General features: G+C 41.8%; 11 protein-coding genes and 2 rRNA genes. 10 read left to right on the top strand and 3 right to left on the bottom strand.

The features are described from left to right. Window position 1: 1 nt before the first annotated feature. Genes recX through AB2Q86_RS09055 form a run of 3 tightly spaced genes read left to right on the top strand, consistent with a single transcriptional unit; the run spans window position 2 to window position 1,519 of the window. Window positions 2–811, top strand: coding sequence for a recombination regulator RecX (gene recX, locus AB2Q86_RS09065; RefSeq protein ID WP_012581191.1), 810 nt, complete (start codon window positions 2–4; stop codon window positions 809–811). 1 nt (window position 812) lies between these two features. Continuing rightward, window positions 813–1,046 carry a YfhJ family protein gene (locus AB2Q86_RS09060; RefSeq protein ID WP_003730568.1) on the top strand — a complete coding sequence of 78 codons (234 nt, stop codon included), beginning with the start codon at window positions 813–815 and terminating at the stop codon, window positions 1,044–1,046. An 11-nt stretch (window positions 1,047–1,057) separates the two neighbouring features. Beyond that, window positions 1,058–1,519 carry a dUTPase gene (locus AB2Q86_RS09055; RefSeq protein WP_003730567.1) on the top strand — a complete coding sequence of 154 codons (462 nt, stop codon included), beginning with the start codon at window positions 1,058–1,060 and terminating at the stop codon, window positions 1,517–1,519. 32 nt (window positions 1,520–1,551) lie between these two features. Here the strand turns inward: AB2Q86_RS09055 and AB2Q86_RS09050 are convergent, their stop codons facing one another. Further along, window positions 1,552–2,532 carry a metal-dependent hydrolase gene (locus AB2Q86_RS09050; RefSeq protein ID WP_003730565.1) on the bottom strand — a complete coding sequence of 327 codons (981 nt, stop codon included), beginning with the start codon at window positions 2,530–2,532 and terminating at the stop codon, window positions 1,552–1,554. Window positions 2,533–2,732: 200 nt separating this feature from the next. On the opposite strand from AB2Q86_RS09050, the gene mutY reads away from it, so the two are divergent. From mutY to AB2Q86_RS09035, 3 genes are all read left to right on the top strand, one after another. After that, on the top strand, window positions 2,733–3,830 hold the full coding sequence (gene mutY / locus AB2Q86_RS09045) for an A/G-specific adenine glycosylase (protein WP_014598975.1): 1,098 nt from the start codon (window positions 2,733–2,735) through the stop codon (window positions 3,828–3,830). 3 nt (window positions 3,831–3,833) lie between these two features. Continuing rightward, window positions 3,834–4,580 (top strand): enoyl-[acyl-carrier-protein] reductase FabL, encoded by a 747-nt coding sequence (gene fabL, locus AB2Q86_RS09040; protein WP_003730564.1) that lies wholly within the window; start codon window positions 3,834–3,836, stop codon window positions 4,578–4,580. Window positions 4,581–4,734: 154 nt separating this feature from the next. Next, window positions 4,735–5,262 carry a DUF402 domain-containing protein gene (locus AB2Q86_RS09035; RefSeq protein ID WP_003723875.1) on the top strand — a complete coding sequence of 176 codons (528 nt, stop codon included), beginning with the start codon at window positions 4,735–4,737 and terminating at the stop codon, window positions 5,260–5,262. Between the two features lie 41 nt (window positions 5,263–5,303). Here AB2Q86_RS09035 and AB2Q86_RS09030 read toward each other — a convergent pair whose 3' ends face one another. Beyond that, on the bottom strand, window positions 5,304–6,392 hold the full coding sequence (locus AB2Q86_RS09030) for an aromatic acid exporter family protein (protein WP_003730563.1): 1,089 nt from the start codon (window positions 6,390–6,392) through the stop codon (window positions 5,304–5,306). A 105-nt stretch (window positions 6,393–6,497) separates the two neighbouring features. Continuing rightward, a complete protein-coding gene (locus AB2Q86_RS09025) occupies window positions 6,498–7,796 on the bottom strand; it encodes a glutamate-1-semialdehyde 2,1-aminomutase (RefSeq protein ID WP_012581193.1) in 1,299 nt (432 codons plus the stop codon). 143 nt (window positions 7,797–7,939) lie between these two features. Here AB2Q86_RS09025 and AB2Q86_RS09020 point away from each other — a divergent pair, with 143 nt between their 5' ends. The 4 genes from AB2Q86_RS09020 (at window position 7,940) to AB2Q86_RS09005 (ending at window position 14,593) form a co-directional block, all read left to right on the top strand. After that, window positions 7,940–8,881, top strand: a complete 942-nt coding sequence (locus tag AB2Q86_RS09020; RefSeq protein ID WP_012581194.1) for an NAD(P)-dependent oxidoreductase — start codon at window positions 7,940–7,942, stop codon at window positions 8,879–8,881. 82 nt (window positions 8,882–8,963) lie between these two features. Beyond that, window positions 8,964–9,410 carry a peroxide-responsive transcriptional repressor PerR gene (gene perR / locus AB2Q86_RS09015; protein WP_003730560.1) on the top strand — a complete coding sequence of 149 codons (447 nt, stop codon included), beginning with the start codon at window positions 8,964–8,966 and terminating at the stop codon, window positions 9,408–9,410. Window positions 9,411–9,865: 455 nt separating this feature from the next. Continuing rightward, window positions 9,866–11,415, top strand: a 16S ribosomal RNA gene (locus tag AB2Q86_RS09010). A gap of 246 nt (window positions 11,416–11,661) precedes the next feature. Beyond that, window positions 11,662–14,593, top strand: a 23S ribosomal RNA gene (locus tag AB2Q86_RS09005). The 16S and 23S rRNA genes sit together here, the layout of an rRNA operon. Window positions 14,594–14,639: the final 46 nt, after the last annotated feature.

Below are 14,639 nucleotides of genomic sequence, written 5' to 3'. Positions count from 1 at the left end.
TATGAAAATCACGTCCATAAGTGTCCAGCAGAAAAACAAAGAACGTTACAACATTTTTATTGATGAAAAATACAACTTTAGTGTAGACGAAGAAGTTTTAGCCCGCTACCAACTAATGAAAGGAAAAGCGCTCACAGAGGCTGAGATAGAAGAAATCAAACAAGCTGACATGGTTCGAAAAGGCTTAAATAAAGCAATCAACTTCTTATCCCACCGTGTTCGCTCGGAAAAAGAAATTCGCGATTATTTGAAAAAGCAAGAAATGGAAGCTTTTGCAATTGATGAGATTTTAAAAAAGTTAGCCGACATGGACTATATTAATGATCTCGAATTTGCAGAACTGTATACGAAAACGCAAATCAAAACAACCCTAAAAGGTCCGCGAACTATCGAACGTGAATTAGTCGAAAAAGGACTAACGAGAGAAATCATTAGCCAAGTTATCGAAGAATATTCGGATGAAGCACAGCTAGAAAACGCCACCAAACAAGCAATAAAAATCATGAAGCGAAACAATAAAAGTGCCAAAAAAATGCTCCAACAAAAAATTATCACCGATTTAATCCAAAAAGGTTATACGAGTGAATTAGCCAAAACAGCTGCAACAGAAGCAACAAGCGAAATTGATATAGCTGATGAAGCAGATATTTTACAAAAACAAGTTGAAAAAACAATGCGCAAAAATAAACGCTACAAACCAAGCATTGCCAAACAAAAAACAATCACATCGCTAATGCAGAAAGGTTTTTCTTATGATACAATTCAATCATACCTAACTGAAAATGAAATCAGTTTTGAGGAGGAAGAGTGAGTTGTATACGTATTTAGATGAACTAACAGCGGAATTAATGGCTAAAAACCCGCATTTAGATAAAGAACAAGCCTTATGGTGGATTGAAATGCTTTGGTCAGATTTCGAAAGTTCCTATGCTAAAGCAGGTTATCCGTATCGTGGTCCTGAGTATGCGGCGGATTACGTTCGTCAGCAAATCGAGCGCCACGGCAGCTTTTTACACCAAGTAGAACGAAAAGACCCAAACAAATAGGAGTGAACAAAGTGAAAGTAAGAGGATTTGAAGTAGTAAATGAAACAAACAGAAAATTTCCAGGACAAACCATATCACTACCAATACGCGGGGATAAAGGTTCAGCTGGCTATGATTTCTTTTCTAATGAAACAGTAAGCATTGCAGCAGGAGAAAAACATATCTTTTGGACAGATGTTAAAAGTTACATGCAAGAAGATGAAGTTTTAAACATTTATGTGAGGTCTTCTATCGGCATTAAAAAAGGTTTATTACTGTGTAACGGTACAGGAATTATTGATTCTTCTTACTATAGTAATCCAGGGAATGATGGTAATATCGGTATTGCCATTAAAAACTTCTCATCTGAACCTGTAACGATTGAGAGCGGGGAACGCGTCGCTCAAGGCGTATTCCAAAAATACTTAGTTGCAGATACAGATATCGTCGCAAACGAATCCCGTGTTGGTGGGGTAGGGAGCACAGGTAGATAAATAAAAAAGACCCGGAATTCCGGGTCTTTTTTTTAAATACTAACAGGTGCTAGTTTTTTGTATAGTTTTTCTGTGGAGAAAATCCAGCCAGTGTAAGATGAAACAATATTTAAGTCATCATCTAATTTTACTACGGCTACAAATGGATAATGTCCGTTACTACGATAACGTAAATCGGTGAATGTTACATAAGTCCCGTCTAGTTTTTCCTCAATGCGCCAGTTGTATACTTTGGAGAATGAGATGAAAGCGGCGAGATTTTTATCTTTTTTCGCAGAACGAATGATTTCATTATCAGGAACAGGTAAGCGATCGAATTTTTCGTAGATGGAGATATTGCGTTTGAAAGCTCGACCTACGTAATAATGATCTTTCGTTGTTACCGCCACGCGCCACTGGAAGAAGTGGATGGTGGAGGCGATAATGATTTCTTCTGAATCTGGAATTAAGTTTTGAACGGCGTGTTTAATCATTCGCTGTGTAACAAATCTTGCCACATAATAAAGTGCCAAAATGACATAGAGTGTGACAAACGTTGGTAAGGCAGGAGACCCTAACAACCAAGCCGCAATGGCAACCACATGGGAACCAAAAATGAACCAATCAAATGTGTTGATAAATCCAAATGCGACCCACGTTTCCTTAAATGGTCTCACAGCTTGTGTACCGTAAGCATTAAAAATGTCTACAAAAATGTGTAATCCCACCGCGATAAATGTCCATAATAATAAATGAATAAATGTAGCCGCTGGGAAAAGTAAATATAAAACGGATGAAATAAGTAATGGCCAAATGGCAAGCATCGGCAAGGAATGCGTGATTCCTCGGTGATTTCTAATATAATCAGCGTTGTTTTTTAGTTTTAATACAGTGTCAATGTCTGGAATTTGTGAACCAATAATTGTTGCTGTCATAATACCAATGGCAGCTTGAGAACTTCCGGCAACTACCGGGTCTACGGTTGCTAACGCTCCGAGTGCAATTCCCATTACTACATGTGTGCCAGTATCCAATGACTTTGCCTCCTCTAAAATCGGTCTTAAAAAATACAAGTGGGTGCTGCCTATAAGAGCACAACACTATTCAATTAAGCCAGCATTCGGTATAATAGAAATCGGCTTAAGAATGGGTATACTATTTTATTCCCTGTCTACATTATACTACACATCCGGAGCAACACACATTAGAAATCTATTAGAATTACGAGGGGAAAATGAGAAAAATGAAGAGACTAACTTGGGATGATACAAAGATAACTGCTTTTCAAGAAGCACTCGTTTCCTGGTATGAAGCGAATAAACGCGTTTTACCTTGGCGCGAAAATACTGAGCCATATAGAATTTGGGTCTCAGAAATCATGCTTCAACAAACAAAAGTCGATACGGTGATTCCTTATTTTAATCGCTTTATGACTCAATTTCCGACGATGGAAGATTTTGTTCAAGCGGATGAAGCCGATATTTTAAAAGCGTGGGAAGGGTTAGGCTATTATTCTCGTGTCAGAAACCTCCAAACAGCCATGAAGCAAGTGATGGCCGATTTTTCTGGAGAAGTTCCTACCGACTTAACAACTATTTTATCGCTTAAAGGTGTAGGTCCATATACAGCGGGAGCTATCTTGAGTATTGCTTACAACCAAGCTGAACCGGCAGTGGATGGCAATGTTATGCGTGTCATCGCGCGCGTTTTAGAAATTAGTGAAGACATCATGAAAGCGTCCACCCGGAAAATTTTTGAAGAAGTTTTATATCAGCTAATTGACAAAGAAAATCCGGCCGCTTTTAACCAAGGCTTAATGGAAATTGGTGCACTGGTATGTACACCAACTAAACCAATGTGTATGCTTTGTCCACTTCAACCATTTTGCGACGCACATAAAAATGGTGTCGAAACGAATTATCCGGTGAAAATAAAAAAAGTAAAAACGAAAACGAAAGAACTGTTAAGCATTATTGTTATTTCAGAGGACGGAAAAGTAGCCATAGAAAAGCGTCCAGAAAATGGTTTGCTTGCAAATATGTGGCAATTTCCTACTATTGAAATTTCGAAAAAAGAAAATGATGAAGTAGCTAAACTACAATTTTTACATAATTATGGCTTAGATGTTTTACTAGAAGACGAGCCAATCGCGCATATCAAACACGTTTTTTCTCATTTAGTATGGAAAATGGACATTCGTGTGGCAAAACTTCAATCAGCGAATCCAAATGAAAATTGGTGTTTTGAGACGGAAGAAGAAATGAAACGACTTGCTTTTCCAGTACCATACCAAAAAATGTGGCAAGCATGGAAAGATTTTAAGGGGGAGTAACAAATGAACAAAGTAGCATTAGTAACAGGAAGCAGTAGAGGACTTGGAAGAGAAATCGCCATTGCACTTGCAAAAGAAGGTTATGACATCGCTGTTAATTTTTCCAGAAACCGCAAAAAAGCAGAAGAAGTACAACAAGAAATTGAACAATTAGGCAGAAAATGCGTTATTTTTAAAGCAAACGTTGGTGACGTGGAAAAAATTAGAGATTTATTTAAAGCGGTGGACGAGGAATTCGGTCGCTTAGACGTTTTTATTAACAATGCAGCGAGTGGTGTCCTTCGACCGCTAATGGAGCTAGAAGAATCACACTGGGACTGGACGATGAATATTAATGCGAAGGCGCTTTTATTTGCAGGACAAGAAGCGGCTAAATTAATGCAACGCCATCAAAGCGGGAAAATCATTAGTTTAAGCTCGATTGGCTCGATTCGCTATTTAGAAAATTACACAACGGTCGGCGTTTCAAAAGCAGCAGTAGAATCACTTACTCGTTATTTAGCAGTTGAACTTGCGCCATTTGGCATAGCAGTGAATGCTGTTTCTGGTGGGCTAATCGAAACGGATGCACTCAACCATTTCCCAAACCGCGAAGAGTTATTAAAAGATGCTGTAAGTAAGACACCAGCTGGTAGAATGATTGAGCCAAATGACTTAGTAAACGCCGTATTATTCCTTGCGAGTGATAAAGCAGACATGATTCGCGGACAAACTATTTTAGTTGATGGCGGAAGAACTCTTTTAGTATAGTAAAGCAAAACAGATAAAAATCGGCTAATTTGCGTAAAAAATGCGCTTTTTTGAGGAAAATATTCCGTTTCAGCACGATATTGTTTTTTTGCAGTCTTGCCTTATGTTATAATAATAATGATTTTGATAGTACATGAGGAAAGTAGGATAAAGGATGTACTTACCCAAAGAGAAAGAAATAATACAGATCAAGAGTTACAAACATAACGGTAAACTTCATCGTACTTGGAAAAAGACAGTGGTGCTTAAATCTACGGAGAATATTATTATCGGCGGAAACGACCACACTTTAGTTGTGGAAGCAGACGGACGTAAATGGGTAACGCGCGAACCTTCTATCTGTTATTTTCATAGTGATTACTGGTTTAATGTAATTTCGATGATTAGAGAAGATGGTATTTATCATTACTGCAATCTAGGGACACCTTTTGCAGTAGATGAGCAAGCGCTGAAGTACATTGACTATGATCTCGATATTAAAGTTTTCCCAGATGGAAGGTTTCATTTGCTTGATGAGGGCGAATATGAACAACACCGTCGCCAAATGAAGTACCCGGACTCGATTGACCGGATACTTCGGCATAATGTGGATGTGTTAAGCCACTGGATTTTGGACAAAAAAGGTCCGTTTTCCCCTGACTACATTGACATTTGGTATGAAAAGTATAAAGAATACCGTTAAAAAAACGAGCTTTGGAGTTTATCTCCAAGCTCGTTTTTTGTTTACTCTTCATTGACATTAATATCAATTTGGTTTTCTTCTGTATGTCTGAGTTTGAAACTATGAATCAATTTTTCTAAATAATCGATAGTCTCTTGATAAGCGAAAATTGAAGCGATGATACGCATTAAATGGTATTTATCCATCATATCCTCATATTCATCTTTTTCCGTTTCTCTCATTTCACGCAAGAAAAGTTGCATCAAATCTTGGGGATCTTGTGCTAAATGGGATTCAACATATTCAAGGTCAATGGAAACTTTATCAATATAAGTCAATAATAGTTGTTCATGCTTATCTGTTAAGTAATCGATATGTTGTCTAATTAATTCTTGTTTATCTGGTGGCAATTGCAAATAATCATTTTCATAGCGATGTTGGATTTTTAAAAGTTCAAAACCTTTTTGAGAACAAAGCAACATCTGTCTATAAACAGCAATTTTCCGCCCTTTTGAAATGGCATTTTTCTTTAAAAAAGTACGCTCTTCTCGGTATAATCCATATAAGTTACGCGTTTGATTTAACTGTTTTTGCATCCATTCCATATCTTTTTTTAGAAGAGGGAAGTCCGCAGCATGACGAAGATTTAATTTAATCCAACGAACAATTTCACTATTCGTATTATAAATTAATTGAAACAATGACACTTCATATTTGGGTGGTAAAAAGAATAGATTGACAATAAATGCTGCAAGCAAGCCTAACATAATTGTCCCAAAACGAATAAGTGCGATTTCCAAAAAGTCATTGCCAGGAGAATCCATTACAATAATGAGCGTCACGACTGCAAGACCAATCGTATTCTCCAAGCGGAATTGCATTAATAAAGCAACACAGATAATTGAAGCAACACCAATTAAAATAAAATCATTACCAATATAAAGTCCGAAAATAATCGCGATGATGGCTCCAATTACGTTCCCTTGTGCCCGTTCTAAAATAGTTCGATAGGACCTATAAATAGAAGGTTGGATAGCAAAAACGGCGGAAATGCCTGCCAGAGATGGAGAGGGTGAATTGCAAAGTTGCGCGATAAAAAGCGCCAATGTGATTGCAATACCAGTTTTCAAAATTCTAGCTCCGAATTTCATGGAAGGTTATTCCTTTCTATAAACTATTTGAGCGGGAGTTATTTATATTCCCGCTCATTCTTCTTCTATTATAACGTTTCTCACCAGTTTATAAAGTAATATTACCTAGTTATCTTGAACCATTTTTCCAAAAACAGTATCAACTGCTTGGATTGTTTCTAAAATATCTGCTTCTGAATGCGCGGATGTAATGAACCATGCTTCATATTTAGAAGGTGCTAAGTTAATGCCTTCTTCTAACATTCCTTTAAAGAAACGACCGAATAACTCGCCATTTGTAGCGCCAGCCTCAGCATAATTAGTCACAGGATCTTCCGTAAAATAAACAGTTAGAGCACCGACAATTTGGTTAACCGTAACAGCGATGCCGTGTTTTAGCGCAGCTTTTTCAATACCATCTTTCAGCATCGAGCCATATTTTTCAAAGCGCTCATACAGTCCTTCTTCTTGTAAAACTTCGAGACACGCGATTCCTGAAAGAATAGAAGCCGGATTCCCAGCATGCGTCCCAGCTTGATAAGCCGGTCCGAGCGGTGCTACTTTTTCCATGATATCAACTCGTCCACCGTAAGCACCAATCGGAAGCCCACCACCAATAATTTTACCCATAGCAGTTAAGTCTGGAATAACGCCTAAGTAATTCTGCGCGCCGCCGTACATAAAACGGAAAGCGGTAATAACTTCATCATAAATTACTAAAGAACCATTGGCATGTGCGAGTTCATTAACTGCTTCTAAAAATCCATCTTCTGGTGCAACCATTCCAAAATTCCCAACAATTGGCTCTACTAAAACAGCAGCAACTTGATCGCTCCAAACAGCTAATGCCTCTTTAAACGATGCAAGGTCATTAAAAGGTACAGTAATAACTTCTTCTGCGGTTGATTTTGTTACCCCTGCAGAATCAGGAATGCCAAGCGTAGAAGGTCCAGAACCAGCTTCCACGAGCACCAAATCAAAATGACCGTGATAACACCCAGCGAATTTAATGATTTTATCTCTGCCTGTATAAGCGCGAGCGACACGAATTGTTGTCATAACAGCTTCTGTCCCAGAATTTGTAAAACGAACTTTCTCAAGCGAAGGAATGGCTTCTTTTAACATTTTTGCAAAAGTGATCTCATGTTTCGTAGGCGTTCCGTACAAAACGCCATTTTGTGCAGCTTTTGTGATTGCTTCTGTAATATGAGGATGTGCATGCCCCGTAATGATTGGTCCAAATGCAGCTAAATAGTCAATATATTTATTTCCATCCACATCATAAAAATAAGCGCCACTAGCCCGTTCCATTGTTACAGGAATTCCGCCACCAACTCCTTTATTTGACCTAGATGGGCTATTAACCCCGCCAACTATATGTAAAAGTGCTTCATCATGCAATTTTTTTGACATTGAATGATCCATTTCGTCATCTCCTCCAATTTTAATACCTTCTATATTCTATGCGAAAAAATAAGATGCCGCAATCGAAAAAACAATATAATTGCCGATAAATGAAAAAAAGCATAAAATTAGTATATAGCTAAAGAGAGGAAGTGTGGCGCAAAATGAACATTTTATTTACATTAGAAGTCCCAGAGTACTTACAGACTTTGCAAGCAGAGAAATTTCCAGATGATACTTTCTATTATGAGAGCAATGATCATTTTGCCAATTTAGCAGAGATAGACGTCATCGTCACATACGGATCTAACATTACTGAAACAAAAATAAAACAAGCGACCAATTTAAAATTGATCATGGTTTTTTCCGCGGGAGTAGATAGTTTGCCAAGGGAAATAATTCAAGAAAGAAAAATTAAAGTTGCTAATGTACGAGGAATCCACGCTGTGCCAATGGGAGAATACGCACTATCTTTCATGTTAGCACACGTAAAAAAAGCCGCTTTCTTCTATAAAAAGCAAAAAGAAAAAATTTGGGCAAGTGAAGAACCAATAACAGAATTAACTGGAAAAACATTGGTAGTAGCTGGAACTGGGGCCATTGGAGCAAAAGTCGCCGAGTTCGCTAAAGCCTTTGATATGGAAATTATAGGTGTTAATACAACTGGACATCCTGTGAAGCCCTTTAGTAAAACATATGCCATGTCCGATATCGAAAAAGTGGCTCCATTAGCAGATTTTTTTGTTAGTGTTTTACCTCATACAGACAAAACAACAGCTATTTATTCCTTATCATTTTTCCGGAAAATGAAAGATAATGCAGTTTTTATCAATATAGGAAGAGGTAGCGCAGTTGAATTAAAGATTTTAGAACAAGCATCAAAAGAGCAATTAATAAACCATTTTTATTTAGATGTTGTACCTGAAGAGCCACTTTCCGAAGACAATTACTTATGGGAAGCAAGTAACGTTACTATCACACCTCATGTATCTGGGCACTCAGATAAATATTTAGAACGTAGCTTTAAGATTTGGTTTGAAAATATCAAACATCTGAAAGAAAATACCAAATTACGGAATGAAATTGATTTGAATAAAGGTTATTAAGCTATAAATTCTGCCATTCTATTGACAGTTAAGCGTTATTTCCGGTATTATAAAGATAATAATTATTTTTGGAAGGGAGTGCATGGCGGTGTCTAATGCAACTCTAAAAGAGGCAGTAGATGTCTTAAAGAAAACAGGAGTAAGAATCACTCCTCAGCGTCATGCTATACTTGAATTCTTAATTAACTCACATACACACCCAACCGCGGATGATATTTATCGGGCTTTAGAAGGAAACTTCCCTAACATGAGCGTAGCAACTGTATATAATAATTTACGCGTTTTCCGGGATGCTGGTCTAATTAAAGAATTATCCTATGGCGATGCATCTAGTCGATTTGATTTTTCTACCTCTAATCATTACCACGCAATTTGTAATGTTTGCGGAAAAATAGTTGATTTTCAATATCCGGGTTTAGATGAAGTAGAACATTTCGCAGCACATATGACCGGTTATGAGATTGATAATCACAGATTGGAAGTATATGGAACTTGTCCAACATGTAAAGAAAAACAATCAAATAATTAAATCAAAACACTTAGCCTAGCTAGGTGTTTTTTTATGCATTATGCTGTTTTTTTCATTTTTATTTAATTTTATGCATAATTCGGTTGACATATATCGCAAAACTTGATATATTAGTTTTCGGCGCTACAATAGCAGCGATTTAAATGAATTTTATTCATAAAATAATTTTAAAAAGTTGTTGACAGATAGTTGCTGAAATGATATGATTTAAAAGTCGCAAAAAACAAACGAAAACATTCGCACATCAAGAATGAAAGCGACTAACTGACCTTTGAAAACTGAACAAAGAAGAAGACGAAAAGCAATGAGGCGTAAAGTCTCACTGGTAATCGCAGGGCAGAAAACAGAAAGCTGTTTTCAACAAAACAAACTAGTAATTTAATTGCTAGCGAAGTCAATTTGACGCAAGGAATCTTATTCACGGTGTTGAATAAGTATTCAAATTCAATTTATATTTTAAAGAGAGTTTGATCCTGGCTCAGGACGAACGCTGGCGGCGTGCCTAATACATGCAAGTCGAACGAACGGAGGAAGAGCTTGCTCTTCCAATGTTAGTGGCGGACGGGTGAGTAACACGTGGGCAACCTGCCTGTAAGTTGGGGATAACTCCGGGAAACCGGGGCTAATACCGAATGATAAGATGTGGCGCATGCCACGCCTTTGAAAGATGGTTTCGGCTATCGCTTACAGATGGGCCCGCGGTGCATTAGCTAGTTGGTAGGGTAATGGCCTACCAAGGCAACGATGCATAGCCGACCTGAGAGGGTGATCGGCCACACTGGGACTGAGACACGGCCCAGACTCCTACGGGAGGCAGCAGTAGGGAATCTTCCGCAATGGACGAAAGTCTGACGGAGCAACGCCGCGTGTATGAAGAAGGTTTTCGGATCGTAAAGTACTGTTGTTAGAGAAGAACAAGGATAAGAGTAACTGCTTGTCCCTTGACGGTATCTAACCAGAAAGCCACGGCTAACTACGTGCCAGCAGCCGCGGTAATACGTAGGTGGCAAGCGTTGTCCGGATTTATTGGGCGTAAAGCGCGCGCAGGCGGTCTTTTAAGTCTGATGTGAAAGCCCCCGGCTTAACCGGGGAGGGTCATTGGAAACTGGAAGACTGGAGTGCAGAAGAGGAGAGTGGAATTCCACGTGTAGCGGTGAAATGCGTAGATATGTGGAGGAACACCAGTGGCGAAGGCGACTCTCTGGTCTGTAACTGACGCTGAGGCGCGAAAGCGTGGGGAGCAAACAGGATTAGATACCCTGGTAGTCCACGCCGTAAACGATGAGTGCTAAGTGTTAGGGGGTTTCCGCCCCTTAGTGCTGCAGCTAACGCATTAAGCACTCCGCCTGGGGAGTACGACCGCAAGGTTGAAACTCAAAGGAATTGACGGGGGCCCGCACAAGCGGTGGAGCATGTGGTTTAATTCGAAGCAACGCGAAGAACCTTACCAGGTCTTGACATCCTTTGACCACTCTGGAGACAGAGCTTTCCCTTCGGGGACAAAGTGACAGGTGGTGCATGGTTGTCGTCAGCTCGTGTCGTGAGATGTTGGGTTAAGTCCCGCAACGAGCGCAACCCTTGATTTTAGTTGCCAGCATTTAGTTGGGCACTCTAAAGTGACTGCCGGTGCAAGCCGGAGGAAGGTGGGGATGACGTCAAATCATCATGCCCCTTATGACCTGGGCTACACACGTGCTACAATGGATAGTACAAAGGGTCGCGAAGCCGCGAGGTGGAGCTAATCCCATAAAACTATTCTCAGTTCGGATTGTAGGCTGCAACTCGCCTACATGAAGCCGGAATCGCTAGTAATCGTGGATCAGCATGCCACGGTGAATACGTTCCCGGGCCTTGTACACACCGCCCGTCACACCACGAGAGTTTGTAACACCCGAAGTCGGTAGGGTAACCTTTATGGAGCCAGCCGCCGAAGGTGGGACAGATAATTGGGGTGAAGTCGTAACAAGGTAGCCGTATCGGAAGGTGCGGCTGGATCACCTCCTTTCTAAGGAAAAGGAAACCTGTGAGTTTTCGTTCTTCTATATTTGTTCAGTTTTGAGAGGTTAGTACTTCTCAGTATGTTTGTTCTTTGAAAACTAGATAAGAAAGTTAGTAAAGTTAGCATAGATAAGTAATTATCTATGACACAAGTAACCGAGAATCATCTGAAAGTGAATCTTTCATCTGATTGGAAGTATCATCGCTGATACAGAAAATCAGAAAAACAACCTTTACTTCGTAGAAGTAAATTGGTTAAGTTAGAAAGGGCGCACGGTGGATGCCTTGGCACTAGGAGCCGAAGAAGGACGGGACTAACACCGATATGCTTTGGGGAGCTGTACGTAAGCGTTGATCCAGAGATTTCCGAATGGGGGAACCCACTATCTTTAGTCGGATAGTATCCTTACGTGAATACATAGCGTAAGGAAGGCAGACCCAGGGAACTGAAACATCTAAGTACCTGGAGGAAGAGAAAGAAAAATCGATTTCCTGAGTAGCGGCGAGCGAAACGGAAAGAGCCCAAACCAAGAAGCTTGCTTCTTGGGGTTGTAGGACACTCTATACGGAGTTACAAAAGAAAGTTATAAATGAAGCGGTCTGGAAAGGCCCGCCAAAGACGGTAACAGCCCGGTAGTTGAAATGGCTTTCCCTCCAGAGTGGATCCTGAGTACGGCGGAACACGTGAAATTCCGTCGGAATCCGGGAGGACCATCTCCCAAGGCTAAATACTCCCTAGTGACCGATAGTGAACCAGTACCGTGAGGGAAAGGTGAAAAGCACCCCGGAAGGGGAGTGAAACAGTTCCTGAAACCGTGTGCCTACAAGTAGTTAGAGCCCGTTAATGGGTGATAGCGTGCCTTTTGTAGAATGAACCGGCGAGTTACGATTTGTTGCAAGGTTAAGCGGAAAAAGCGGAGCCGTAGCGAAAGCGAGTCTGAATAGGGCGCATAAGTAACAGGTCGTAGACCCGAAACCAGGTGATCTACCCATGTCCAGGATGAAGGTAAGGTAATACTTACTGGAGGTCCGAACCCACGCACGTTGAAAAGTGCGGGGATGAGGTGTGGGTAGCGGAGAAATTCCAATCGAACTTGGAGATAGCTGGTTCTCTCCGAAATAGCTTTAGGGCTAGCCTCGAGGTAAAGAGTCATGGAGGTAGAGCACTGTTTGGACTAGGGGCCCTTCTCGGGTTACCGAATTCAGATAAACTCCGAATGCCATGTACTTATACTCGGGAGTCAGACTGCGAGTGATAAGATCCGTAGTCGAAAGGGAAACAGCCCAGACCACCAGTTAAGGTCCCCAAATATATGTTAAGTGGAAAAGGATGTGGGGTTGCTTAGACAACCAGGATGTTGGCTTAGAAGCAGCCACCATTGAAAGAGTGCGTAATAGCTCACTGGTCGAGTGACCCCGCGCCGAAAATGTACCGGGGCTAAACATATTACCGAAACTGTGGATGAACCTCTTCGGAGGTTCGTGGTAGGAGAGCGTTCTAAGGGCGGTGAAGTCAGACCGGAAGGACTGGTGGAGCGCTTAGAAGTGAGAATGCCGGTATGAGTAGCGAAAGAAGGGTGAGAATCCCTTCCACCGAATATCTAAGGTTTCCTGAGGAAGGCTCGTCCGCTCAGGGTTAGTCGGGACCTAAGCCGAGGCCGATAGGCGTAGGCGATGGACAACAGGTAGAGATTCCTGTACCAGTGCTAATTGTTTAACCGATGGGGTGACACAGAAGGATAGGGAATCGCACGAATGGAAATGTGCGTCCAAGCAGTGAGTGTGAGAAGTAGGCAAATCCGCTTCTCGCGAAGCATGAGCTGTGATGGGGAAGGAAATTAAGTACGGAAGTTCCTGATTTCACGCTGTCAAGAAAAGCCTCTAGGAAGAGTAGTACTGCCCGTACCGCAAACCGACACAGGTAGATGAGGAGAGAATCCTAAGGTGAGCGAGAGAACTCTCGTTAAGGAACTCGGCAAAATGACCCCGTAACTTCGGGAGAAGGGGTGCTCTATTAGGGTGCAAGCCCGAGAGAGCCGCAGTGAATAGGCCCAGGCGACTGTTTAGCAAAAACACAGGTCTCTGCAAAACCGTAAGGTGACGTATAGGGGCTGACGCCTGCCCGGTGCTGGAAGGTTAAGAGGAGTGCTTAGCTTCGGCGAAGGTACGAATTGAAGCCCCAGTAAACGGCGGCCGTAACTATAACGGTCCTAAGGTAGCGAAATTCCTTGTCGGGTAAGTTCCGACCCGCACGAAAGGCGCAACGATCTGGGCACTGTCTCAACGAGAGACTCGGTGAAATTATAGTACCTGTGAAGATGCAGGTTACCCGCGACAGGACGGAAAGACCCCGTGGAGCTTTACTGCAACCTGATATGGAATGTTTGTACCGCTTGTACAGGATAGGTAGGAGCCGAAGAGACGTGTGCGCTAGCATACGAGGAGGCAATGGTGGGATACTACCCTGGCTGTATGACCATTCTAACCCGCCACGCTTAGCGCGTGGGGAGACAGTGTCAGGTGGGCAGTTTGACTGGGGCGGTCGCCTCCTAAAGAGTAACGGAGGCGCCCAAAGGTTCCCTCAGAATGGATGGAAATCATTCGCAGAGTGTAAAGGCACAAGGGAGCTTGACTGCGAGACTGACAAGTCGAGCAGGGACGAAAGTCGGGCTTAGTGATCCGGTGGTTCCGCATGGAAGGGCCATCGCTCAACGGATAAAAGCTACCCCGGGGATAACAGGCTTATCTCCCCCAAGAGTCCACATCGACGGGGAGGTTTGGCACCTCGATGTCGGCTCGTCGCATCCTGGGGCTGTAGTCGGTCCCAAGGGTTGGGCTGTTCGCCCATTAAAGCGGCACGCGAGCTGGGTTCAGAACGTCGTGAGACAGTTCGGTCCCTATCCGTCGCGGGCGCAGGAAATTTGAGAGGAGCTGTCCTTAGTACGAGAGGACCGGGATGGACACACCGCTGGTGTACCAGTTGTTCCGCCAGGAGCATCGCTGGGTAGCTATGTGTGGCAGGGATAAACGCTGAAAGCATCTAAGCGTGAAGCCCCCCTCAAGATGAGATTTCCCATTTCTTCGGAAAGTAAGATCCCTGAAAGATGATCAGGTAGATAGGTTTGGAGTGGAAGTGTAGCGATACATGGAGCGGACAAATACTAATCGATCGAGGACTTAACCAAAAAATGAAACGAAGTTACCTAACTGAAAACTTTCTTCTCTAGTTTT

Origin of the sequence: Listeria monocytogenes, from assembly GCF_041765605.1 — a bacterium.
In the GTDB taxonomy this organism is placed as follows: domain Bacteria; phylum Bacillota; class Bacilli; order Lactobacillales; family Listeriaceae; genus Listeria; species Listeria monocytogenes_D.
This window is presented reverse-complemented; position numbering and strand designations above follow the sequence as displayed.

Bases quoted from the DNA above. Each gene is read 5' to 3' on its own strand.
- recX (WP_012581191.1), top strand. From the start codon at position 2: ATGAAAATCACGTCCATAAGTGTCCAGCAGAAAAACAAAGAACGTTAC.
- mutY (WP_014598975.1), top strand. From the start codon at position 2,733: ATGAGAAAAATGAAGAGACTAACTTGGGATGATACAAAGATAACTGCT.
- fabL (WP_003730564.1), top strand. From the start codon at position 3,834: ATGAACAAAGTAGCATTAGTAACAGGAAGCAGTAGAGGACTTGGAAGA.
- AB2Q86_RS09035 (WP_003723875.1), top strand. From the start codon at position 4,735: ATGTACTTACCCAAAGAGAAAGAAATAATACAGATCAAGAGTTACAAA.
- AB2Q86_RS09030 (WP_003730563.1), bottom strand. From the start codon at position 6,392: ATGAAATTCGGAGCTAGAATTTTGAAAACTGGTATTGCAATCACATTG.
- AB2Q86_RS09025 (WP_012581193.1), bottom strand. From the start codon at position 7,796: ATGGATCATTCAATGTCAAAAAAATTGCATGATGAAGCACTTTTACAT.
- AB2Q86_RS09020 (WP_012581194.1), top strand. From the start codon at position 7,940: ATGAACATTTTATTTACATTAGAAGTCCCAGAGTACTTACAGACTTTG.
- perR (WP_003730560.1), top strand. From the start codon at position 8,964: ATGGCGGTGTCTAATGCAACTCTAAAAGAGGCAGTAGATGTCTTAAAG.